The organism is Runella aurantiaca (assembly GCF_003339505.1).
GTDB lineage: Bacteria > Bacteroidota > Bacteroidia > Cytophagales > Spirosomataceae > Runella > Runella aurantiaca.
In genome coordinates this window covers 115,379-139,792 of record NZ_QPIW01000018.1, presented here as the reverse complement: position 1 = coordinate 139,792, position 24,414 = coordinate 115,379, and the positions used below count along the sequence as shown (strand labels likewise).

Sequence of the window (24,414 nt, the reverse complement as noted above, 5' to 3'; positions counted from 1 at the left end):
TAGTCAATCGGTTCAGGTTGATTTCTTCAACCATCTGGCGCATCCGTAGTTCGTGTGCCTGTTTGCGAAGCAAAAATATGTGTCCCATCTGCTTGTGTAGATGGTCAATCTATTTTAGGACAAGACAGTTTGCTTTTCCCGTGGTCAGGTCTTTCGGAATCGGCTCATTTTCCTGCAACGTATTTTTAAAATTACCGAGTGTTTGATAAGGAATCACGCCTTTCGGATCCATTTTTGTCTGCTTCTTGAATCCGAAATGCGTATAAAGGAACGAGTTGTTTTGGGTATCAAATAAACTTTTCAGTAACGCTTCTACCCCGCTTTCCAATTCCTCATCCTTCAAAGCTGGGTAAGTACCGTCGTTAGAGTTTGCAGCCCTTAGCTTCCGAGGAGATTTTTTGATAACCGTTTTGGAGGACATGGGCACAAAATCGGTGACATAAATCAGGGGTTTGTGGTCATCAACGTCATGACTGGCGGCCTCATGGCTCTTGATGAGTTCTTCATAAATCCAAGCAGTTTTGCGGGCTTTTTTTGACAGGCAGGGAGCCGTCACGAAAGGGTCGTTGGCAATGACCCAATGAACGTAGTCTCCCTGATGATTTTTTTCCAAAAAACATCCAGTAATGACTACGGCATGAGAAGCCCCCGGACAACTTGGGATATAAATACCGCTCACAATAATGGCAAAGCCCTTGGCGGTTTGTTCTTCAATAAACCGCCAATCGGGAAAACCCTTTAACTTAAATTGTGTGCAGTCAATTTGGCAAACTTGTTTGAAAAGTTGTTGATAAAGATTACTCCCTCTTCTCAGCGTTGTATCGCCCAACGGATCACAGGTAAGGCAATGGCCGAAATTAAATTCAATATGTTTTTTTCCTCTCAACAACTCTACCTGTTTGTCGGCCAAAATACACTGAAAACTGAATCTGTCTTTTTCAAGCGCATCACTTTTCAAAGCCGGGATAAGAGATTTGTTGTATTTGGCCGTGACCATTTCAATGCAGGCCGCCCAACAAAAATTTTTATTTTTTTGGGTTTTCACCAAAATATGTGCGTCGTGATAACGGAGAATAGACATAACCCAAAAAGGTAAAAAATTAATTTTGAGAAATTTATGGAATAATTCTCGCAAAAATTATACCTTTTGTAAAAATTTAAGCCTTTACCCTTCAACTCAAAAAGTATGTCAAACATTTTAGAAGTGAACCACTTTTTGGCAGCGATGTCTCCTCAGGAACAGGAAGAACTCAACGATAAACTCGGGAGCAGAATCCAAGGAACTACCATACAAAAAATAAACAAAAAGACCGCTTTGGATTTAAGCAGTGCCGCTGATTCGGATGGGCTGAAAATCACGGTTGCTACTGGCAACAATGCCGTGTCACTGGCAAAATTTAAGAGGTCTGAGCCACTTTCGGACAACCAATTTGCCATTACCAAACAAGTTTTACAACACCCCAATTGGTTTTCGCCCAACAGCAAAATTGTAAAAGTAAGCATTTGCCGGGACGATGATGGCAAAGTATTCCTTATCATTAATTCAAGCGAAGACGACGCAGGTGACGGTGGTGATGGTACAAAAGTAAAAGTTCCAGCACCTGAAGCATAACATAGAATGTCAGAATTAGATATTTATACTCTTACAGTTCGTCTGGGGTATGTTATGTTAGTCGCCCGAATTTTATTGCTTTTAATAATTATTAAGCGACTGAACTATCTTACTAAGCATTCGCCCTTTTTGATGTTATTTTGGTATGCTTTAATTGGCTTTTTTATATCTGTTTTCGAAAATTCATTTATAAAACTTGTCAATCTTTTCAAAGCCCAAGTTATCCCCATTCTTCAAAAACTGGAAATAGACGATACTTTCTTTATTTCGCCTTTTTATTACGTCAATGAATTGTTGTTTTTGGGGCTGTTTTACAGTCGGGTATTGAAAGATAAAACGGGCGAGATTGTCCGCTACGCTGCTTTTGTATTAGCGGGGTTGGAAATCCTGAACACGGTCTTTGGGGAGGGTTACAAAGATGCCCAGAAAATGGGTTCGTTGCTGCTCTCCCTCAACGGGATTGTATTGCCGCTTTTGTTCTTTCGGCAATATTATACCCAAAAGAACAATACCTCTTTTACCCAAAAGGCTTACAGTTGGATTTCGTGGGGGATTCTGACCCCTTATATTTTCTCATTGCTCATTTACTTTCTTTCTGATAGTCTCGTCACCAATTACCCTATCCTTTTCTATCAACTGAGTATTGTCAGAATGAGCATTGATATTATCGGCATTTTGATGATGTCGTATGGCGTTTCGCTCGTCAGAGCGCACAAAAGAACCTAACTTTTGTTTTATCTCCCTATTCCCACTTTCCTAATCCCCTGAATTTCAGGGATTTTTATTTTTTACCCCTACCTATATCCCCAAGATTATTGATTTTCTACCTCATTATATCCCCCGACCTTTGAAGTGTTCAAAGCAAACACTTTTACCAACTTTAAAGGAACTCGATCATGAAAAAGGCCCTCACCATCGCAACGCTTATCCTTGGCTTCATCGCCTTTGCGCAGGTTTGTCAAGCCGAGTCAAAGCCCTCCGCCAGCACCTCTTGTGTAACGGCCAAACAATCGTTTTCCTTCCTAAGTTTTACTGCCCAAGTGGAAGCAAAAACAACCGCACACCTCTTTCAAATGGAATTGAAAAAATCAGCCGATAAAACCTTGCTTTTCACGGTTCATTATTCAGCACAAATAGCGCAAATCGCCAACGGCATACTCCGGGTTTTATTCATCGCATACATCGCTTTTTTGTTCAGACAAAACTTTCCTCTACTTAAACCTCAACGTGCATAAACCATTGAAGCTGGCGAGCGCTTCGTTTTCAGCAGCTAGAGAAGGTGAGCTGATGAAAGACCACCCCCAATGAAGTTGTTTTTGATTCTATTTATCAACAGCGGTTTTCGACAAATGCGAAGGCCGCTGTTTTTTTTGGTGTATTTTGCCAGTATGCAACATTCTGCCTCTCCTAGTCGTATTTGCTTAAAACAAGATTGAAATCACTCAAATCAGCATTTTGCGTCCTTTTTGACACCCAAAACAGCGTGCTTTGGAAAGTTGCATTTCCCTTATAACTTCACCCCACCGTTTTTCGTTTATACAAGAAATACCCTTCTCATGCACTACCGTTTACGATTCATTCTCTTGGGGCTATCCTTTTTTTCGTTGACTAGCTACGCGCAACTCAAACCATTGTATTCGGGCGAGCAACTGCAAAAAATTCAAGAATCTCAAAAACTCATTGAAAATCAACACTTTATCCTAAACTCCCAACTAAAAACCTTGGCTCGGCAGAACAATTGGCCTTTGCGGCAAGATTTTTCCGACGGCAGCGTAGTGATTTTGAGCGGAGTGAGCGAAACTGGACAACCTCTCTATAATATCACAACCACCAACCGGGGGGCCGCAATCACGACCCGTACCAACGCGCTCTACGACGGCGGCGGATTAGACCTGAACCTCACGGGCGGCAGCAGTGTGATGAAAGACCGGTTGGGGATTTGGGATGGCGGAGCCGTTTTGAAAACCCACAGCGAATTGGCGGGGCGCATCACGCAGGTAGACAATGCAACCAGCGTAAGCAGCCACGCTACCCACGTAAGCGGCACCATGATTGCCACGGGCATCAATCCCCGGGCCCGTGGGATGGCCAACGCGGCAACCCTACTGGCCCATGACTTCAACAACGACACCCCCGAAATGGCCAATGCGGCCGCCAACTTACTCGTTTCAAACCATTCGTACGGAACACTGTCGGGATGGCGGTTGAATACCGAGCGGCCTGGCACCGACAACAACCTTAAATGGGAATGGTACGGGGATTCGACGGTGAACAATCTTCAGGACTACAAATTCGGTTTTTACGATTCGCGCACCCGAGAATGGGACCGCATTGCTTATAATGCTCCTTATTATCTCATTGTCAATTCGGCAGGCAACGACCGGGGCACTACTGGCCCACCCGCAGGAACTGCCTATTTTTTTGGCAGTAGCAACCGTAAAAGCACCACTCCACGCGCCGCCCAAACGGGATATGATTTAATTTCGACTTACGGAACCGCCAAAAACAGCCTGACGGTGGGTGCCATCAGCGTGTTGAATAATGGATATAATCAAATTTCTGACCCGCGCATTTCAAGTTTCAGCAGTTGGGGCCCTACCGACGACGGGCGCATCAAACCCGACATTGTGGGGGTGGGCGTGAGCGTTTTCTCAACCACCTCCACGGGCAATAACGCCTACACAACCCTCAACGGCACGTCGATGTCGTCGCCCAATGTATCTGGCTCTATTTTTTTGTTGCAGGAATTATACCATAGCCTAAACGGTACGTTTATGCGTTCGGCCACATTAAAAGGGCTCGTGTTGCATACTGCCGACGATGCTGGCAATCCTGGACCCGATTACCAATACGGCTGGGGATTGTTGGACCAACGGCAAGCCGCCGAAGTGCTTCTCAACAAAGATAAATCGCATTTAATCACCGAGCGCACCTTGTTGCCCAACGAAACTTACACCACACAGGTGGTGGCCTCGGGAAAAGGGCCGCTCATTGCCACCATTTGCTGGACGGATCCAGAAGCCCCTGTTTTTTCCGTCAACTCCGCCAATTTTAATAACCGTACCCCTAAGTTAATGAACGACTTAGACATCCGTATCTCCGACGGAACAACCGAATCGTTGCCCTGGGTGCTAGACCCTGAACAACCCGCCAACAACGCAACACGGGGGGATAATATTCGGGACAATGTGGAACAAATCTTGATTCCCAACGCGATTCCAGGGCGCACCTACACCATTACTATAAAGCACAAAGGCACTTTGACCAACAACACCCAAGTTTACGCGCTGATTGTCAGCGGCATCGGCGGCAAGGCGTATTGTGAATCCCGGGCTACATCCGACGCAGACACCAAAATCACGAAAGTGGTACTGGGAAATGTCACCCAGCTTGGCAATAACGGCTGTCAAACATACAGTGACTTTATGAGTCAAGTGGTCACGATTTCTTCGGGGCAAAGCATTCCTTTGGAAATAAGCATCGGCTCTTGCGGCGGAGATTTCAACAAAGCGGTAAAAGCGTTTGTTGACTGGAATTCAGACGGAGATTTTGACGACGAAAATGAAACGGTAGCGGCTTCGTCGGTCATGGGCAATGGCGTTTTTTCGACCGTACTTAAAGCACCGTCTGGGTTAATCTTCAATAACCTATCTCGCATACGCATCGTAACGGCCGAAACCAACAATCCCGCCGCTGTAACAGCCTGCGGCACATACGCCAAGGGCGAAACGCAGGAGTTTTTAGTGCGTTTTACGCGCCCCTCACGCGACGTGAGCCTATCAGCATTGGTCACGCCCGAAAACAATTTTTGCAACAATCAACTCAGCAGCATTACTGTTCGACTTAAAAACAACGGTTCGGAAGCTCTAACGGCTATTCCCGTTTCGGTTCAGGTATCGGAGCCATCAGGGGCCGTACTCGGAACCATTAACTCAACCCTTATGCAGGCTTTAGCGGCTTTTTCGGAAGCTACATTTTCGTTGACCGCACCCTTTTTGAGTGAATTAAAACCCGCAACAAACTATCTCTTTACGGTTAAAACACTCCTGCCAGACGATCAGGATTCGCTGAACAATACTTTGATTCAAACCCGAGCAGTGGCTGGTCTAACAACGATTACTTCGGCTACAGCAACTTATTGCGGCACCGACCCGCTATCGCTCATCGCCAATGGCAACGGAACCGCCTTTTGGTATGACAATCCTTCTTCTTCTCAATTTATTGCCGTCGGCAACTCAACGAGTAGCAGTGTACGTTTGCCGGGAGGAACATTTTACGTAGCCCTCAACGATTTCAGCGGCACATTAGGCCCCACCACCAAATCCGCTTTTACGGGAGGCACCTATTCTGGCAATTTCGGCCCCGCGCCGTTCATCCGCGCCGAAGTACCCGTTTTGCTAGAAAGCGCTCGGCTCTATACCTCCTCAGCTGGTCGATTGACGTTTACCGTATACGGCTTGGATGATAAATTTATTTCTACCACCACGATTGACGTGACCGCCAGCCGAAATCCCAACGCCCCCAATCAGGGCGCCCCGACGGGACAAGTCTCCGACGACCCGAGCGACCCCGGCAATGTATACCCACTTAATTTAGCCATTCCCGCCGCAGGAGATTATAAAATTACGATTGAGTACGAAAACGGGGCCACCATATTCCGAAGCAATTCGGGAGTATCGGGTTTTCCGTTCAGCATTCCCAATGTTATTACATTAAAAGGGGCCTTGTTTGCCCAAAACGGTGGTATCGATACCCTCACAAACGCCTATTACTATTTCTATGATTTGAAGGTTAAATCGTTGGGCTGTTCGAGTGGCAGGGTTCCCGTCGTGGCGCAGTCCTCCAGTAGCACTAATCCGACCATCTCGGTCACGGGAAGTACCACCATCTGCGAAGGCACGGTCATTGACCTCACCGCCCCCGCAAACGGCGGCGCGTATCAGTGGTTTTTCAATAATCAACCCGTCAGCGGAGCCACGAATGCTACCTTCTCGGCGGGCAATTCAGGCGTGTATACAGTGAGTACTTCGGTCAATAACTGTCTACCTTCGGTGTCATCACCCATAACTATCACGACCAAGAAAGCCGAAAAGCCCACCATTACGACCAGTGGCATCGAGCTTACATCCAGTGCCGTTTCGGGCAACCAATGGTTCCTAAACGGACTGCCGATTGCGGGCGCTACCGCCAAAACGTACATGCCAACGCAAACGGGCGGCTACTCGGTGAGAGGCAATGTAAATGGATGTGGCGAATTGATTTCAGACGAAGTACGGATTACAATCACGGCTACAGAACCCGTTTTTCCGATTGCAGAAGCATATAAAGTATATCCCAATCCAGCCGAAGATTTTGTCATTTTAGAATATGCTTCACCGACCCCCATTTTGCAAAAAATAATCGCTTCTTTGTACGATTTACAGGGGCGTTTGATACTAAAAAAACAGATGGAAGGGAATGAAAAAAAATTTAGTACACAATTCAACCTTAAAATGCTGCAAAGCGGTACGTTTTTTGCTATAATTGAAGTGGAGGGTACACCAACGCGCATCATTAATGCCATTGTAAAACACTAAGTTGCGCGCCTGTACTGTGAGAGGATGCCTGTTATTTTACCCCATAAACTATTTTTTAGTATTCCTTCGCTGATAGGTAGGCTTTTAATGGTCTATCTATCAGCCATTTGCATTTTTGTCCAAGGCCAAACCGTCGAAACCAGTCTCAAAATACCAGAAAACACCGCAGGTTTACGCCTCCTTGATCTCCAAAAACGCTACACCCTAAATCGTCAAAAAGCGCTAAATCTAGCCAAAAAACAAAAATGGTTTATCAGCAAAAAATATGCCAAGGGGCGCACCTTAACCTTACAGGGAGTTGATACGTTTGGTATACCCGTTTATTACACTGTTCATAACCTTCTGGCTTCTACGGGTACGCACACCACCAACCTCTACAACGGCGGAGGCTTGGGTATTGATTTAAAAGGGGATTTACCGCAGCTTAATGGCACCCTTTGCCTCTGGGATGGTGGCCTGCCTCGTCTTTCGCACGTTGAATTTGGGGGGAGAATCCGTCAAAAAGACGGCAGTACCCTACTGAGCGACCATGCCACGCATCTATCAGGAACGATGGCCGCTGCGGGTATCAATTCGCAAGTCAAAGGAATGGCGTACGCAGCTAAATTAGATGTTTGGGACTATAACGATGATTTGGTGGAAATGTCCCGCGAAGCTTCAAAAATGTTGGTTTCAAACCATTCTTACGGGCCTGTTGTGGGGTGGTTTTACAACGAAAGCCGGTCGGGTAACGACCCGACTCGCAAATGGGAATGGTGGGGTAATACGAGCATCAGCACGAAGGAAGATTATCGTTTTGGGTTTTATGACGAAAAAGCACGGGACTTGGATCAATTGGCGTACAACAACCCCTTTTACCTGATTGTAAAATCGGCTGATAACAAACGTAGCGAAACAGGCCCGCCCATCGGAACGCCTTATTTTTTACGAAATACGAACCAAACAAGTATTTTGGACCGGTACCGGAACGATGGCTATGACGTGATTCCCGCCGAAGCCAATGCCAAAAATATTTTAACCGTTGGTGGAGCAGAATTAAAATTACAAAACGGCCGCATCGGTGGTTTCTCCGTCTCCGATTTTAGCGGTTGGGGCCCCACCGACGATGGCCGCATCAAACCAGATTTATTGGGCGTCGGGACAAGCATCATTTCTTCCATCTCAAACGCCGACAACGCCTACGCAACCATGTCGGGTACTTCGACTGCCTCCGCCAATGTTTCGGGTACGTTGATTCTGCTGCAAGAGCTTTTTTACCGTCAAAAGGCCTATTTTATGCGTTCGGCCACGTTAAAGGGACTGGTACTGCACACCGCCGACAAACCACTCGATAAATTGGGCCCAAGCTACGAATACGGCTGGGGCTTGCTCAACGCCGAAAAAGCGGCCAAAGTCCTGATTAATTCAGATAATAATCATGTCGTGCTGGAGAAATCACTTCGGCAGAATGAAACTTACCAACAAAAAATAATCGCAACGGGCAACACTCCCTTGGTCGTAACCCTTAGTTGGACCGACCCAGAAGGTACACCCACCCGGATTACGACCCAGACCGTAGATGACCCGACCATCAAACTCATCAATGACCTTGATGTACGTCTGAGCGACGATGTGGGCAATACGTGGTTCCCTTGGGTACTTGACCCCGCAAATCCCACCAAAGAAGCAAGCAGGGGCGACAATATCCGGGACAATACCGAGCAAGCGTTGATTGAATCGCCAACGCCCGGGAAAGTGTACACTTTGACCATTCGGCACAAACGAACGCTGCAAACCGGCACTCAGCCATACTCCCTGTTTATCAGCGGCATAAACCCTCAGGATTGCAACGCAGCCGTTCAGTTAGTAGCTGGAAAAGATACCACGCTTTGCGGAAATATTGCCCTGAAAATGCAAATCAAAGGCGATAATGGCCTGACCTATCAATGGATGAAAGACGGGCAATTGCTTGCTACCTCCACATCTACCTCGCTGGATATTTCACAGGAAGGGGTCTATTCTGTTAAGGCCATCGGGTATCAATGTTCGGCCCAATCAAAAGCCATCAGTGTCCTTTTTTCTGACTTAATAGCACAGATCAGCCCCGCAGGAAGTTTTGCCATCTGTGCGGGCAAGGCGGTACGACTAACCGCGAATGAAGGTTTGGGCTACCGATATCAATGGCAGCGCAACGGCAGCCCCATTGTAGGCGCCACCACGTCGGTTCTAACCCCAACAGAACCCGGAACATACACTGTCATCATTCGGAGCAATAGTTGCACGGCCGTTTCCAAGCCGACTCAATTGCTTTCGGCGCTTCAACAGCCCGTTATTTCAACCAACACTGGCACTCTGATACCCCCGAAAGGGAGTATTCGGCTCACAACCATTACGGGCCAAGGAATGGCCTACCGCTGGTTTCTAAACGATAACCCCATTGCGACCGCAACCGGAGCGCGGCTGACCGCCTCATTGCCCGGGAAATATACGGTTGAAATTACCCAAAACGGGTGTTCAATTAGGTCTGCCCCCCTCATACTGATCAACGTTCCGTACCCAACAAATACCCCCGCCACAGTTCCTGAAATATTGATAGTTAAAGAAAACCTATCGCTTTTTCCAAACCCCGCCGTTCATACCCTGACCGTCGCGTATGCATCTGACAACACGTACGATTTAACGGCACAAATTGTGACGATAGACGGAGTTAAACTCGCGGACAAATTACTATACGACAACGGCAGTGTATTTCTGAATCAGTTTGATGTGTCAGAACTCCCGCCGGGTAAGTACTTCATTCAGGTCAGCGACGGGCGGCGTTCCATTGCCAAACCTTTTGTGAAGCAATGACGTTTTTTTTGTATGAATCATGCCATCGAACTTAGCGTTTTATCGCCCATGGCCTCCGTCGAATATATGATTGCGGCTTTTGGAGCCGTGCAGCAGAATGGATTTGCCACGTTGACCGTTCCTCCTTTCTGGGTCAAAAAATTACACCGTGATTGGCCTGAATCCACCCAAGCTGTTTTATCGACCGTGATTGGGTATCCTTTGGGCTACCAACGCACTGAAACCAAGCAAACCGAAACAGAATGCGCCCTTAACGACGGCGCGCGCGAAATTCAGGTGGTTATGAATACATCGGCATGGTTTTCGAATTCAAACGGTTGGCCCAAAGTAGAATTTGCCAAACTCGCCAAGCTGATTCACCAACGAGAAGCTATTTTTACGGTAATTATCGAAACCGATTTTTTTGACGAGCCCAACCTCATTCACGCCCTCAAAACTGCTGCCGACGCGGGAGCGGATTACGTACAAAATACCACTGGATTTTTCCAAAAACCATTTAACCTAGAAAAAGCATTGTGCTTTAAGCAGCTTACACCCGCCCAAGTTGGCTGCAAAATTTGGGCTGATGGTGCTACAAATGAAGATTTTACGAAGCTATTGGAACACGGAGCAGAAAGGCTATGTTTGCCTTTTAGAAGCTAACGTACCGAATTTGTCCTTTTTGTTTCTGGAAAATTTTCATGCCTGTTATTTCAACCAACACTCACCGTCCCCCTTCGTGGTTGCCGAATGGCCACTATCAGAGCATTTATCCTGCTCTTTTTCGGACTATCAATCCTTCCTATCAACGCGAGCGCCTTACCACGCCCGACGATGATTTTTTGGATTTGGACTGGAGTTTTGCAAAAAATAACAAAATAGCTGACAAAAAAGAAAACGCCAAACTACCCACTTCATTACGTCCTTTGGTGATTCTTTCGCACGGGTTGGAAGGAAGCAGCACCCGGCAATACGTAACGGGAATGGTGAAGTTTCTGACCACCAACGGATTTGACTGTTTGGCTTGGAATTATCGAAGTTGCAGCGGCGAAATAAACCGCCAACTGCGATTTTACCACAGCGGCGAAACCACCGATTTGGAGTTTGTGATTCAACACGCTCTCGCCAAAGGCTACACCGAAATCAACCTGATGGGATTTAGTTTGGGGGGAAATGTGACGTTGAAATACGTCGGCGAAAACGGAGCTAATATTCATCCTGCCATCAAAAAAGCCGTGGCCTTCAGCGTGCCGATGGATTTATTGGCTTGTAGCCGTAACATCGAAAAACCAGAAAATAAAATCTATTTGTGGCGATTCTTAAAATCGCTAAAGCCCAAAGTAACGGCCAAAGCCCAACAATATCCTGAGCATTTTGATTTAAAGAAGTGGAAATACGTCAAAACATTCTGGGATTTTGACCACGTTTACACAGGACCACTGCACGGGTTTGAAGGGGCTGATGATTATTACCAGAAAAGCAGTTCCAAAGGTTTTATTCATGCAGCGGCCATCCCAACGCTCATCGTCAACGCCGTCAACGACCCTCTGGTGCCCTACCAAAGCCTACCCTCCGATGTAATTGCAAATATGCCCAACGTGTGGCTAGAACTCACGCAGTCGGGTGGGCACTGTGGTTTTAGACCTGATATATTCAGCCACAAAGACGCCTACTGGTCGGAAGTTCGGGCGTTAACATTTCTTACTGAGGTATGAATGCCCTGATTCTGGCGGGCGGGCGCAGTACGCGGATGGGTACCGACAAAAGCCTGTTGACCTACCATCATCAACCCCAATGGCGCTATTTATATGAGTTGCTGACGCCGTACTGTTCTACCGTTTTTATCTCCTGTCGAGCCGACCAAAAAGATAATTTTGACAGTTTCCCCTGCCTGATTGATAACCGTGAAATCGGACCATTGGGGGGTATTCTGTCGGCGTTTGAACATAGCCCAACCGAAGCATGGCTGGTCGTGGCCTGTGATATGCCTTTTGTGTCGCCAGAAACGATTGCTTTTTTGGTCAGTCATCGCCAGCCCAATCAAATAGCGACCGCCTTTCAACATCCCGAAACCCTGTTTCCTGAACCTTTATTAACCATCTGGGAGCCTCAAAGTTATCAATCAATCCAAGCGCAATTTGAGCAAAACCGCTTTTCGCCACTGCAAATTCTAAAAAAAGCCAACGTCCATTTGATACCCTGTCCTACACCCCGTTGGCTCCAAAACATCAACACGCCAGAAGATTTCAAAAATACAACTGGGCAATAATTTCGTTTTCCGTTGCCTAAAAAGGCTTCCATTATTTAGTAAACGGCCATTTTTTTCGCCGTAACTACCTTATTTTTGAGAAAAACAACGCTATGTTCAAAGCCATACTTGTTGACGACGAACGCATGAGCCTTGAAGTTCTGGCCATCAAATTGCGTAAAGTTGCCCCCGAAATCAACATTTTAAGCACTTTCCAGTCGCCCGAGGAGGCGGTTGTGGGTATTCGACAACTAAAACCTGATGTGCTTTTTTTGGACATTGAAATGCCGCTGATGGATGGTTTTACGCTTTTACGACAATTGGAACCTTATTCGTTTGAAGTTATTTTTACCACGGCCTACAACCAATACGCTATTGAAGCTATTCGTCAGAGTGCGCTGGATTTTTTGTTGAAGCCCGTTCGGGAAATTGAACTCAGCTCCGCACTGCAACGCCTTGAAAAAAAACGCCACAGCCAACAGGCATCTCACAACGAAAGCCTAGCTTTGTCTTCGTTACAATTCAATAAAATCGCCATTCCCTCCTTGAAAGGCGTCACGTTTGTGCCCATTCAGGACATCGTTTGGCTCGAATCAGACAGTAATTATACCATATTTCACCTCGCCGCCAACGGAACGCCCCCTCGTAAACTGGTGGCATCGCGCACGCTCAAAGAATTTGAACAGATGCTTGCCTCCGCTCACTTTTTACGCGTCCATCGTTCGGCCGTAATTAACCTATTGCGGGTCAAAGAATACGTACGCGGAGAAGGCGGCACTGTGCTGATGGACGACGGCTCAGAAGTAGAAATTTCACGGAATGAGAAAAAAGGATTTTTGGAAAAACTGGGGTTGTAATCTTTGTTCATTTACAGGATTATGTACTTTTATTCCTTCAAAACCACTTAATTCTGTTTTTTTATGCCGCAGTCACGCACCAATATTTCTTCTGGCTCTCCGTGGGAGGCCACCGTGGGGTATTCAAGAGCCGTCAAAATCGGCGCCGTCATTGAAATCAGCGGAACCGTCGCCGTTGAAGATGGCCAAGTAGTAGGATTGGAAGACCCCTACGTCCAAACCAAAGCTATTCTCAAAAAAATTGAGACTGTATTAGCCGAAGCGGGGGCTTCGCTCAAGGATGTTGTACGCACCCGTATTTTTGTAACCGATATTTCTCAGTGGGAAGCCGTTGGTCGGGCGCATGGTGAGTTTTTTGGAGAGATTCGGCCGTGTACCACGATGGTAGAAGTATCTCGTTTAATTGCCCCCGAATACATGGTGGAAATTGAAACTACCGCGATTCTGGAAAATTAACCCCAAGACTTTTAAAACAAAGCGGGGGAAGCTTTCGCCTCCCCCGAATGTTTAAATATATTGACTGCCTAGCTGCTTGGCATCCGCCACAAAATCTCTGACCCGCTGCTCTTCGTCAATTTTACAAATCATCAGAACACCGTCGTTTTCGGCAATGATGTACCCATCCAGCCCTTGCACCACCACGAGTTTGTCTTTGGGTGTTTTAATGATACAATTCCCTGTATTATAAAGCTTTATATTCCCTTCAGTTGCATTTTGCTGCGCATCTTTTGGCGAAATATCGTAGAGCGATTTCCACGTTCCCAAATCTGACCAGCCAAAATCACTTAAAACAACATAGACATTTTGGGCTTTCTCCATGATGCCCACGTCGATAGAGACGTTTCTACAAAGCATATACGCTTTGTCAATGAAGGTTTTCTCCTGCTCGGTATAGTAATCTTGCTCACCCGCCACAAATACCTCCGCTACTTCGGGCAAATAAGCCGCGAATGCTTTAAGAATGGCCTGAACATTCCACACGAATATGCCAGCATTCCACACGAAATCACCACTTTCCAGAAATTTAACCGCAATTTCCAACTGGGGTTTTTCGGTAAACGTTTTTACTTTTTTGGTCTCACTTTCGGAAGGCAGGAACTGAATGTAGCCATAGCCCGTGTCGGGACGAGTGGGTTGAATCCCGAGCGTAATCAGAATTTCTTCTTTTCCTGAGGCATCAAGAGCAAACTGAATTTTTTCACGAAATATTTCTTCCTTCAGAATAATATGATCGGAAGGAGCCACCACCACCCTAGCCTGAGGGTCTTTTTTGGCAATCTTATAACACGCATAAGCAATACACGGGGCGGTATTGCGGCGATTAGGCTCCAGCAAGATTTGGTCGTCAGTCAGGAACGGAACTTGTTTTTTAATCAAATCATAGTACTCGGCACTGGTCACGATGTAGATGTTTTCGGGAGGGCAAACCCCTTCAAAACGACTTACAGTTTGTTGAAGCAGTGTTTTTCCAGTTCCCAATACATCATGAAACTGCTTGGGGTTGTTGTTTCGGCTGAAAGGCCAGAACCGTGTTCCAGCGCCGCCTGCCATGATAATTACAAAATTGTGATTCATAAGCGATGAGTGATGTGAAGCGTTAATAATTGACAGGAAAAGTACTGCATTCAGACGATAAATCCCTTTTTACGTTACATTTTCCCGTTTATTTTTGCTCTTGTTGGATATAGTTTTCAACTCGTAAAGCTACATTTTCTCGGATACTTTGCCAAAAAAGGTTTATATCGGCCGAATGCCACACTTTGTTCCGTATCAAAGACCGCCCTTTTACGTAGGGTTTGTTAATCCACAACAGCCCTTGGTGGACCTGCGCATCAGTCAATTGTGGCACAAACGTAAATTTTAGGCCCACACCACCCTTATTCAGGCTTTGAGAAGCATATTCTTCGGTTAAACGCCACGTCAGCGGATTGGTGCAGGCCGCAGTAGAAAAGCGATTGGGAACGTACTTGTCGGGAAAAAAGCCGCGCAAATAAGTATGCCAAGAGGCAAAACCGCCTACTTCTTCGGGAGTCTTTGCGGGTTTAATGGTTTTAAATTCATCGGGCTGGGCAGGAACCCCCGTGATGTCTCCTACCAAATAGGCAAACACTAGTTTTTGTCGGAGCGGTTTGCCATCAAAAAAATCCTTCAGCAAACGTTTGGCGTGGGCCGTTCCTTGACTGTGCGAAGCAATGACAATGGGACGGCCCTGATGATAATTTTGTAAATAATACTCAAATGCCGCTTTCACATCAGAGTACGCCAAGTCCATTGCTTTTTGTTTTTCTAGTTGGTTTTGCGTCACAAAGCTGTAATAATGCGCCTGACGATATCGGGGCGCGTACACTTTGCAAGAGCCATTGAAGACCGAAGCCTGATTGAGAATGGTAGAGTTGTCCACCCTCTGATTCAACGCGGCATCATTTACATCAGCATTCCACTCAAAAGCGCCGATGGTTGGTTGCTGCGTATAGATTGTAGGGTGAATAAAAAAAACATCTGCTTTGGCCACCGCCTGCCCATCTTTGAGACCCGACTTCAGAGGCACACTATCGGCGGCATCTTTTACCGTGGGCAGAGCCGCCCAGTAGAGTGGTTTGGTATAATCAGGAGCGGTGGGAACATTCTCTAAAATGTATTGACTTTGTAACGTCACTGATTTTGAACACCCGGTTACAATCACTAAAAGGACTGAAAAAAGTACCGAAGGACGATATTTTAGTTTATTCATTATTGTACTTTTCTAACAATTATGCATGCATAACACTTTTTTTTATGAATATAGGAAGAAAAAATTGTAACCTATTTTCAAAAGAACGAATATTACACAAAATTACGAATGAGTTACACCCAAAAACAACTTTAAACCTATGGATAAAATTTTAAGAAATGCCATACTCTATTCAATGGCATGGTTAATGAGCGCAGGCATAGTGTTGGCTCAAACAAAAGTCGCCGGAAATGTGACGGATGCAACAACGCGTGATGGATTGGTGGGAGTGAGCATTCAAGTGAAAGGAAAGGTGGTTGGAACCATTTCGGACGCAAAAGGTAATTTTTCACTGACTACAAATACTCCTACACCTTTCACTTTGGTTATTACTTCTATCGGGTACGAAAGCCAGGAGATTCAAATTGATGGTAACCGTCCCGACCTTAAGATTGTGTTTAAAGAGCAGGCATTGATGGGACAGGAAGTGGTTGTATCGGCTTCCCGAATTGAAGAAAGCGTACTCCAATCACCAGTAACGGTTGAAAAAATGGACATTCGTTCTATTCGGGAAAACCCCTCAGCTTCTTTCTACGATGGACTTGCCAACTTGAAAGGAATCGACATGGCTACCCAAAGCTTATTGTTTAAATCTATCAACATGAGAGGTTTTGGGTCTACAGGAAACCCACGTACGGTGCAAATGATTGACGGAATGGATAACTCCGCACCAGGACTTAATTTCCCGATTGACAACATTGTTGGGATGCCCGAACTAGACGTAGAGAGCGTTGAAATTCTTCCTGGGGCAGCGTCGGCATTGTATGGCCCCAATGCACTCAATGGTTTGGTACTGATGAACAGCAAAAGTCCTTTTTTGTACCAAGGACTCAGCGCTGCCGTCAAAACAGGAGTGATGTCGGCCAGTAACCGCGACCAAGTCACGAGTCCGTTTGGTGATATTTCAATTCGCTACGCCAAAGCGTTCAACAATAAGTTTGCTTTTAAAATCAACCTTGGTTACATTCAAGCAAAAGACTGGCAGTCAACCAACTACGACAACTTAAACGTTGGCGGAAATTCCGACCCGCTGAGAGGTGCTGGCACTGACCACGATTTTGACGGGACCAACGTATACGGTGACGAAGTTCAGGCCAACATACAAACCGTGGCAAATGGTCTGGTTGCCGCTAAATTGTTGCCTTCGGCGGCGTTGGCCCTTATTCCGAACACCAATGTAAGCCGGACGGGTTTTATTGAAAATGGTTTAGTCGACAACAACGTAAAGAGCTTTAAATTCAACGGAGCACTGCACTACCGGGTCACCGAAAAGGTAGAAGCCGTTGTGCAAGTGAACTATGGTTACGGCACGACCCTTTATACGGGTACTGGCAAATATTCTCTTCGTAATTTTAACTTAACGCAGGCAAAAGCAGAATTGCGAGGCGATAATTTCACAATCCGCGCCTATACTACTCAAGAGCGCTCTGGAGACTCTTATACAGCTGGTCTGGTAGCAGTTTCAATGTTGAACGAAGTAAAGCCTCACGCTACTTGGTTTGGTGAATATGTTGGTGCTTTTGCCGCCGCAAGAGGTGCGGGTGTAGCTGAGCAACAAGCTCATTTGGTGGCTCGCCAAACCGCCGACAAAGGTTTACCTGTTGCGGGCTCAGCTACATATAACACATTGCTGGATAAGTGGAGAAACACCTCTATTGCACAAGGGGGTGGAAGCTTTCTTGACCAAACCAATCTGTATCACGCCGAAGGGGTCTACAACTTCAAAAACCAAGTTAAATTCGTTGAACTATTGGCAGGAGCAAACATCCGTCAATATCAACTCCGTTCGGAAGGAACCTTGTTTTCAGATCAAAAAGATGGCCGCAACGGGACAATTCCCATCAACGAATACGGCGCATTTGTGCAGGCAGGTAAAAAGCTTTTTGGTGACCACTTAAAATTATCGGCCTCTATCCGCTACGATAAGAATCAAAATTTTGAAGGGCAATTTTCTCCACGGGTATCAGCAGTGACCACTTTTGGCGACCATAACGTTCGTCTTTCGTACCAAACTGGTTTCCGTATTCCAACCACCCAGAATCAATACATTGATCTTCAGACTCCCTCGGGAACACTGATAGGTGGTTTGCCCGAGTTTGACAAAAGATACAACCTGAACAGTGGCGTTACGAGAGAAACATTGGTAGATTTTGCGACCAATCCAACCAAATACATCACCGCTGATGTCATTGCCAAAGCACAGGCCTACGCAACAGCTGCGGTCAATTCACAGTTGCCGCTTATTCAGGCGGGCGTTACAGCTGCGGTACAAGCGCAAGTTACGGCAGGTGTAACGGCACAAGTCAATGCCGCCATTGCGGCTGGTCAGCTTCCTGCCTCCGCTGCGCAAGCCGCCATTCAGGCTGGAGTAGCCAACCAAATGGCTACTCCAGAAGTACAGACAGCCATTGCCAACAACGTAAAAGCCGAAGTTGTAAAACAGGTAACGGCCGTCACTACTCAAGTAGCACCAGCCTACGCCCTGGCAACTTTGCCTAAGTATCAGGCAAAAGCCCTGCGTCCAGAACGGGTAAAATCGGTTGAAATTGGCTATAAAGGCGTAATTGGCAAAAAACTTCTGGTGGATGCTTCTTACTACAACAGCGTTTACAAAAACTTTATTGGTAGAGCCTCAATTGTTGTACCTACTGCCGCCGCCGCGCCAGGATTGCCCATTGAGTCAGGATTGGGTAGTGGCAATACACGCGCCGGGTACGGAAGACCAGCCAACAGCGAGAAAGATATTACCGTTACGGGTTTTTCGATTGCGCTCAATTATTCACTGCCTAAAAACTTTTTCATCGGTGGCAATTTTGCCCAAAACAACCTAAAAAACTTTGAGCCTACCCCTGAGTTACCTAATGCGGAATTCAATACACCCAAAAATCGCTTCAACATTAATGTTGGTAAGCGCATCAGCAGTGGAAATAAAATTGGGTTCAATCTTGCCTTTAAACACCAAGATACCTTTACATGGGAATCAAGTTTTGTTGTACCAACTACGGCGGGCGTACCTTTGTACTCCAATACTGGCGTACCAGCCATTACCAACTTAGACGCCCAAGTGAGTTACAAAATGTCAACGCTAAAATCCATTTTAAAAGTAGGAGGTACCAACCTTTTTGGTAAGCCTTACTACCAAGCGTACGGAAGTCCAGCGATTGGTTCGATGTATTATGTTTCACTTACCTTTGATGAATTATTAAATAAGTAGCGCTTTAAACAACGCTTTTATTTTAGAACAAAAAAGGCTCCGCATGGAGCCTTTTTTGTTCTAAAATAAACTAAAAATCAATTGCCCCCACCAGTGCCTTTGGTTCCGATTGTCGTCACCGCTGGCGGAATAGACAGCGCTGTGCCGTTGCCGGCTTGATCGGCTCCGATGTCCAGTTTTGCACCTCTCGCACCACCATCGTAGTCTTTTTCTACCGCAGTTCCAAGCGTTTTTCCCGCACCAATACAAGGACTGCCGGCCGCTAAGTGGTACTGTGCATCCAGTTTAGGGTCAGCGTTGGTGCTGCTCGCGTCGAGTTTAGATTGGGTTTTCCAATTGGCAAACCCATCAAACTCAGCGTAATCATCGTCAGATTTATCAATTCTGAACGTGAGCGTGCCAGACTTAAAGTAAAAATTATTACTCACATCGTTGATTCCTTCGGGAATACCCCGCAGTCGCGCCATTTTTCCTTTTGCAGAAGCCGTTTGTACAAAAACATTGTTTGCGATTTTAAGGTCTTTGCATTTGGGATATTTATCACCGGTAGGTGTACCATAAATCTCACCCCGAGCAATCATCAGCGCCGCACTAGCTTCCTGTGCTACGTTAATGAGTGTGTTATTATAAACCTGCGCATTGAAGGCGGCGTACAATCCAATGCCTTCCCATTTGGTATTCACAACAATGTTATTACGAATGATGATATTGATACTTTCAAAATAGGTGGGATTAGTGGTGGTATTAAACCACTCCGCATCAGTATCCAAGTAGCCCGCGACCAAACCACCCTCGCCGCAATTCATGATGAGATTTTGCTCAAAAATGCAATCTTTTGCTCCTCCTTTGGCGTACAAAGCGTTGGTAGCAATGTCATGAAAATAGCAATTACGTACCGTCATGTTGGAGCCGTTTACGTTGTCAATTCCTTCGGCATTCTGCGCTGAGATGTTGGCAGGGCCTACTCCTGAACGGTAAATCTCGCAGTTAAGCACCTGAATATTTTGGCATCCGGGCGTAATTTTAATGCAATCGCGCCCTGTATCGTGGATTTTGCAGTTCAGAATTTTGATGTTTCTCACCCCGCGCCGCTTGTCAAAAGGCACACTTCGGTCGTCATCCCAGTTGCTTTCAAACTTTATTCCGTAGTAATAGCCCCCCATAATTTCTACGTTTTCAATGGTTATGTTCTCACTCTCTGGTTCTCTAAACCAGAGGCAGCTGGAAATATCTTCCACCGTCATTATCGCTTTGATAACTGCCCACTCACCTGGATAGGAATGCAGATTGATATTGGAGGTTCTGAACTTTACTTCTTCGCTTAGGTGGGTGCCACCGCGCAGGATGATTTCTAATCCTTTGGCTGGGTCGGCAACGTCAGCGGCTTTTTGGATGGTTTTAAAAGGTTTGCTTTCACTTCCATCGTTGGAGTCGCTGCCGTTGGGTGAAACGTAGACTTTTCCGCTGATGGTCTGCCCGCCATTATTTCCCGGATCGTTGCAACTTGGTGGCTCCTGCGGACAGCCACAGGCGGTCGGGTCAGCGTCGCATTCGTCGGTTTCAACTTCCGCCTTTTTACATCCTTCAATAATCGAAAAGAGGGAAATGAGGGCAAACAAAAATAGCTTTTTCGCATCCATATCAGATAAAATCTTATTGTTTTTGGCGATTAAGGGTAACGGTCACTTTTTTATCAAAACGCGGGTCTGCACTATTCCAAAAAGACGCCCCATCGGCTTTGTGATAGCTAAAACTCAGGGTTAAGCGGAGTTCCGCATTCTGCCAAATACCGTTTTTTGCTTCGCCCAACGTAAAGTTGGGTAAGACTCGTTTCCTCTCTTCTTTAGGTCTAAAATTAAAATGCAGCTGGTGAAAATCTTCTTTTTCAACGGCTCCGTAAATCTCGTATTCTTCTTTGCCTAATTGGCTATTCACGGTCGCAAAACCATCAAACCCCTGCTTATCACTTCGAGAGCCTAAGCCACTCCGCCGCCGCGAACGCCTGCTTGCTTTTTCGGCGCGTTCTTCGGTGGTCGTTGGCTCCAAGATTTCAAGCTTGATTGTTTTTTGTACGCCATCAGGATCCTCAAAAGTGCCTTGCCAATGACCTACAAGCAGTTGTGCGTTTTCGTCGCGACTATAAGCCCATGGTCGATCTTTGAGGTCGGAGTAGTAGCTGTAATAGTATTTGCACTCATACACGCCCCAACTCAGTGCTACACAAACACCCAAAAAAAGCAATAGCTTTATCCCCTTTGTCATTGATTCTCTACAATTTATGATAGGTGTAAATCAGCGTATTCTTTTTATACGGGCCGATTTTGGTTGCATCTACCCTTAGAGACATTATTTTTGCGTCGGATGAAGTCTCAATAGCATAGGTTAAATCACCACTTTGGCCTAACGTTTCGGCCAATTGTTTTTCTTGAGCACCCATAATTTTCAACTCCCCGACATCAATGTTTACCCCATTCAACCGCATGACTTTCAGTCCCCAACGCACTTCACGGCTTTTCCCATCCTGCGTAGCGACCAATCTTCCATCGCTGAAAAACTCCCAAATGATGACAGTTCCTTTTGATTTAAGTTCAGTTCCGGTAGCGATTTCAGTCCCATCCTGTTTCACTATTTCGTAAACAAAGCGTATTGCTTCCCACTTACCAATTAATGACTGGAAATTATCGGGCTGAGGGGCTTCGGTTTTCGAGCCACAACCAGCGCCCGAGTTGAGTACTAAGATGCTCAACAGTACGGCGTAAGAAAGTAGTTTTTTCATGGCCTTATTGGGTTCTTTTCATAGACCACCTCATCAAACTATAATCGGTATTTCCCACAAATGGACTGCCATTAACTACCCAGATAATCTCATTGTCGCTAAGTATTTCCAGATGTCCTGTCAGTTGGTCTCCATAAATTTCGGCGATGTCTTTATTGTCATTGTACAGCGTTAATTCGCCCGTTCCAGCGGCGGCATTTTTTACTTTGTAAGACCATCGGCCTTGCTTTTCGCAGGTTTGTTGGAAGCAGCCGTCCATTGAGCCATCCGTATAAAATTTATAGCCCAAATATCCGTCTTTAATAGTCAGCGTGATTTTATCACTTGCTGATTCAGAGTAGGTTTTGTACACATCCCATCGACCTCCAACCAGCAGTTTAACATATTCGGGTTCGGGTTCTTCTTTTTTGTCACCGCAACCCGCTCCCGAGTTGAGGATGAAAACGCTGATTAAAACAACGTACGCAATTATTTTTTTCATGGTTGTTATTGATTAAACTTCTATTTGTCCCATCCTTCTCTTTCTACCCTTTCTGCTTCTCTCACGAGCTTCATTGCCTCCCCTTCAAACTCTTCCTTTCTTTGAAAAGTCTCTCCCGAACGCGGCCGCAATTCTCGCAGTCTCCGTTCTGGAATTGTATTCAAATAATAACGAATTGGGTTAAAAACGCCGTTTTCGTGACGAACATAGTTGAAAATAAGCTCTGGTGCCTGCTCCGTCAGATTCCAAATCAATCTTTCGTGAGGAAATTGAGAATAGGGATAACCAAATTGGTTTGGGTCAGCATGAAGTATCAGAAATCCCTCGTCATGACTACACATACCCGTGAGTTGTGCCTCGGTGTGGTCTCTGCGTAGCGCTTGCCTGCCTTTTGCCGACATGTATATATTGGTCAATAAAACTGCCGCAAATTCCCCAAAAGTATGGTAATAAAAATTGGGGGGAACAAACAATGCCATATCTTGTTTTGCGCCATGATGCATAAAATAAGCATGAATAAGTTCATGTAATATTATTTCATCAGGCATAAAACCTGGACTTTTGTTAGCTGTTCCCTTCACATATTCTATTGAAATAGGGATTTCTATGGTATTGCCCCAACCTTGGGTGGATCGTCTATCTTCAGCACAGGCCTGTCCTTTGATGGGGTCGGGCGTAATGATTACTTTTTTATTACTCATCTGACCAATGAGATTGATAATTCCAAGCCCCGTCCAATTAGCTTTCATAATATCTGCCAACCACAACAACACTCGCTTTTGGAAATCTTCAAAATCGTATACGTACTTGGTACCAGCTGCTACGATGATATTGGGAGCATAGCTGAAAGCGACGGGTTTACTCATGGTCGTATTATTTCCCAGCGTTGTAAATACTCATCAACAATGCCTTGCTGATACGCTGCCCTGCTTTTTTGCCGATGTGCCCCTGTCCGTCGGAAGAATCAATGCCATTTACATCCGACGGGTCGGAGGCGGTGTTACGGTTTTCGGTACAAATACGCCAAACGTTATTCTGTTGACATGCTCCGTTGTTGCTTTCCAATTCCTGTAAATCAAAGATGACATCGGTATTTTTGAAGGTGTCTTTCATCCATTGTCCTACCTTCATTTTGGCGGCATTTCCCTCAAAAGAAGTGGTGGAATAAACCAATGGCGGTGTGACATGAACGAACCGGAGCGTGGGCGATTGAGCCCTCAGGGCATCTACGAAGGCTTTGTATTCAGTTTTTACCTTTTCGAAGTTATCGTCCATTACGTCGGCATAACCAAATTTAAAAATCGCGATTTGAAGCAGGTCTTTATTGCGGGTTGCATTTTCCCGAAAAACCCTAATTTTTTCGGACGGGTTACCGTTGGCAATACCGCCTACATCCACAAAGATGCCTCCTCGCAGACCGCCATCAGTTTTGTCGTTGGGGCCATAATAATCAAATGGAAATCCGTTGGCTTTACAGCCTTCTTCCAAATCCTGCCCCACAGATTGGTGCAGAAATAGGGCATTCCAGTTCTTGATGCGGTCTTTTTCGCTTGATGCGAGCTTATCCCAGGCATCAATGCCCGCAATACCTACCACGCCGGGCTGGCCTTTGCCAAGGGTTCCCCCACCCGTGTTGGAGCCATTGTTAGTATTATTTCCCGAATTATCGGGTTCTGGCTCTCCACCGCATTGAAAAAGGCCGATAGAAAGGAAGAGCAAAAAAAGGAGAATGAGCAATCGTGACATTTTTGGTACACTGTTAAATTTTGGTCAAAAATCAGGGAAAGCGCTGTTAATCAACTCGTAAAAAACGGACATTATACAAAAATCAGAATCAGCACCAGCACCACCAATAGTACATACAAAAAGCCCTCATAGATGCTTTGCCGAGTAATACGCGTCTTCATACAAAAGAAAGATAGTGCCTATAATTTGATAGACGAAAGCTATACAAAACCCACAAATAGCGATAGCACCCTTGCGTAAATGGCTGAACTCAGTGAGCCAAAGGCCGAAACGCGTTAGGGAACTGACTACATAAAACTCCTTCAGGTGACAAAAATCACCCGCGT

Annotated in this window: 20 protein-coding genes; 11 read left to right on the top strand and 9 right to left on the bottom strand. The window is 45.8% G+C overall.

What is annotated here, in order from left to right:
• Positions 1 to 109 precede the first annotated feature (109 nt).
• A complete protein-coding gene (locus tag DVG78_RS19940) occupies positions 110 to 1,081 on the bottom strand; it encodes a hypothetical protein (protein ID WP_147277127.1) in 972 nt (323 codons plus the stop codon).
• 105 nt (positions 1,082 to 1,186) lie between these two features.
• Between DVG78_RS19940 and DVG78_RS19935 the strand changes: the two genes are divergently transcribed.
• The 10 genes from DVG78_RS19935 (at position 1,187) to DVG78_RS19890 (ending at position 13,557) form a co-directional block, all read left to right on the top strand.
• Positions 1,187 to 1,612 carry a hypothetical protein gene (locus DVG78_RS19935; protein WP_114462806.1) on the top strand — a complete coding sequence of 142 codons (426 nt, stop codon included), beginning with the start codon at positions 1,187 to 1,189 and terminating at the stop codon, positions 1,610 to 1,612.
• Between the two features lie 132 nt (positions 1,613 to 1,744).
• Complete coding sequence (locus DVG78_RS19930) at positions 1,745 to 2,338, top strand: hypothetical protein (protein WP_114462805.1); 594 nt, start codon at positions 1,745 to 1,747, stop codon at positions 2,336 to 2,338.
• 170 nt (positions 2,339 to 2,508) lie between these two features.
• The gene (locus tag DVG78_RS19925; protein ID WP_114462804.1) at positions 2,509 to 2,847 is read left to right on the top strand and encodes a hypothetical protein; all 339 of its coding nucleotides are present in this window, start codon (positions 2,509 to 2,511) and stop codon (positions 2,845 to 2,847) included.
• 321 nt (positions 2,848 to 3,168) lie between these two features.
• Complete coding sequence (locus tag DVG78_RS19920; RefSeq protein ID WP_114462803.1) at positions 3,169 to 7,188, top strand: S8 family serine peptidase; 4,020 nt, start codon at positions 3,169 to 3,171, stop codon at positions 7,186 to 7,188.
• Positions 7,189 to 7,275: 87 nt separating this feature from the next.
• On the top strand, positions 7,276 to 10,017 hold the full coding sequence (locus DVG78_RS19915) for a S8 family serine peptidase (protein WP_158550059.1): 2,742 nt from the start codon (positions 7,276 to 7,278) through the stop codon (positions 10,015 to 10,017).
• A 12-nt stretch (positions 10,018 to 10,029) separates the two neighbouring features.
• Positions 10,030 to 10,659 (top strand): beta/alpha barrel domain-containing protein, encoded by a 630-nt coding sequence (locus DVG78_RS19910; RefSeq protein WP_114462801.1) that lies wholly within the window; start codon positions 10,030 to 10,032, stop codon positions 10,657 to 10,659.
• 38 nt (positions 10,660 to 10,697) lie between these two features.
• On the top strand, positions 10,698 to 11,711 hold the full coding sequence (locus tag DVG78_RS19905) for a YheT family hydrolase (RefSeq protein ID WP_114462800.1): 1,014 nt from the start codon (positions 10,698 to 10,700) through the stop codon (positions 11,709 to 11,711).
• Positions 11,708 to 12,265, top strand: a complete 558-nt coding sequence (gene mobA / locus DVG78_RS19900; protein WP_114462799.1) for a molybdenum cofactor guanylyltransferase — start codon at positions 11,708 to 11,710, stop codon at positions 12,263 to 12,265. Before DVG78_RS19905 ends, mobA begins: the two co-directional genes overlap by 4 nt.
• A 92-nt stretch (positions 12,266 to 12,357) precedes the next feature.
• Positions 12,358 to 13,101: a LytR/AlgR family response regulator transcription factor gene (locus tag DVG78_RS19895; protein WP_114462798.1), complete on the top strand. Its 744-nt coding sequence runs from the start codon at positions 12,358 to 12,360 to the stop codon at positions 13,099 to 13,101.
• Positions 13,102 to 13,164: 63 nt separating this feature from the next.
• The gene (locus DVG78_RS19890; RefSeq protein WP_114462797.1) at positions 13,165 to 13,557 is read left to right on the top strand and encodes a RidA family protein; all 393 of its coding nucleotides are present in this window, start codon (positions 13,165 to 13,167) and stop codon (positions 13,555 to 13,557) included.
• A 51-nt stretch (positions 13,558 to 13,608) separates the two neighbouring features.
• Here the strand turns inward: DVG78_RS19890 and DVG78_RS19885 are convergent, their stop codons facing one another.
• Together DVG78_RS19885 and DVG78_RS19880 are read right to left on the bottom strand one after the other, a co-directional pair.
• On the bottom strand, positions 13,609 to 14,676 hold the full coding sequence (locus DVG78_RS19885) for a mannose-1-phosphate guanylyltransferase (protein WP_114462796.1): 1,068 nt from the start codon (positions 14,674 to 14,676) through the stop codon (positions 13,609 to 13,611).
• An 88-nt stretch (positions 14,677 to 14,764) separates the two neighbouring features.
• The gene (locus DVG78_RS19880; RefSeq protein ID WP_114462795.1) at positions 14,765 to 15,832 is read right to left on the bottom strand and encodes a DUF3089 domain-containing protein; all 1,068 of its coding nucleotides are present in this window, start codon (positions 15,830 to 15,832) and stop codon (positions 14,765 to 14,767) included.
• A 139-nt stretch (positions 15,833 to 15,971) separates the two neighbouring features.
• Here DVG78_RS19880 and DVG78_RS19875 point away from each other — a divergent pair, with 139 nt between their 5' ends.
• The gene (locus DVG78_RS19875; RefSeq protein ID WP_114462794.1) at positions 15,972 to 19,085 is read left to right on the top strand and encodes a carboxypeptidase-like regulatory domain-containing protein; all 3,114 of its coding nucleotides are present in this window, start codon (positions 15,972 to 15,974) and stop codon (positions 19,083 to 19,085) included.
• A 77-nt stretch (positions 19,086 to 19,162) separates the two neighbouring features.
• Here the strand turns inward: DVG78_RS19875 and DVG78_RS19870 are convergent, their stop codons facing one another.
• From DVG78_RS19870 to DVG78_RS19845, 6 genes are read right to left on the bottom strand one after another with little or no spacing between them, the layout of a single operon-like run.
• Complete coding sequence (locus DVG78_RS19870; RefSeq protein WP_114462793.1) at positions 19,163 to 20,725, bottom strand: right-handed parallel beta-helix repeat-containing protein; 1,563 nt, start codon at positions 20,723 to 20,725, stop codon at positions 19,163 to 19,165.
• A 13-nt stretch (positions 20,726 to 20,738) separates the two neighbouring features.
• On the bottom strand, positions 20,739 to 21,347 hold the full coding sequence (locus tag DVG78_RS19865) for a hypothetical protein (RefSeq protein WP_114462792.1): 609 nt from the start codon (positions 21,345 to 21,347) through the stop codon (positions 20,739 to 20,741).
• A gap of 7 nt (positions 21,348 to 21,354) precedes the next feature.
• Entirely contained in the window at positions 21,355 to 21,861 is a 507-nt protein-coding gene (locus DVG78_RS19860; RefSeq protein WP_114462791.1) for a hypothetical protein, read from the bottom strand.
• Positions 21,862 to 21,865: 4 nt separating this feature from the next.
• Positions 21,866 to 22,342 (bottom strand): hypothetical protein, encoded by a 477-nt coding sequence (locus tag DVG78_RS19855; RefSeq protein ID WP_114462790.1) that lies wholly within the window; start codon positions 22,340 to 22,342, stop codon positions 21,866 to 21,868.
• A gap of 20 nt (positions 22,343 to 22,362) precedes the next feature.
• Positions 22,363 to 23,208: a hypothetical protein gene (locus DVG78_RS19850; RefSeq protein ID WP_114462789.1), complete on the bottom strand. Its 846-nt coding sequence runs from the start codon at positions 23,206 to 23,208 to the stop codon at positions 22,363 to 22,365.
• Positions 23,209 to 23,215: 7 nt separating this feature from the next.
• Positions 23,216 to 24,088, bottom strand: a complete 873-nt coding sequence (locus DVG78_RS19845) for a hypothetical protein (RefSeq protein ID WP_199563278.1) — start codon at positions 24,086 to 24,088, stop codon at positions 23,216 to 23,218.
• Between the last annotated feature and the right edge of the window lie 326 nt (positions 24,089 to 24,414).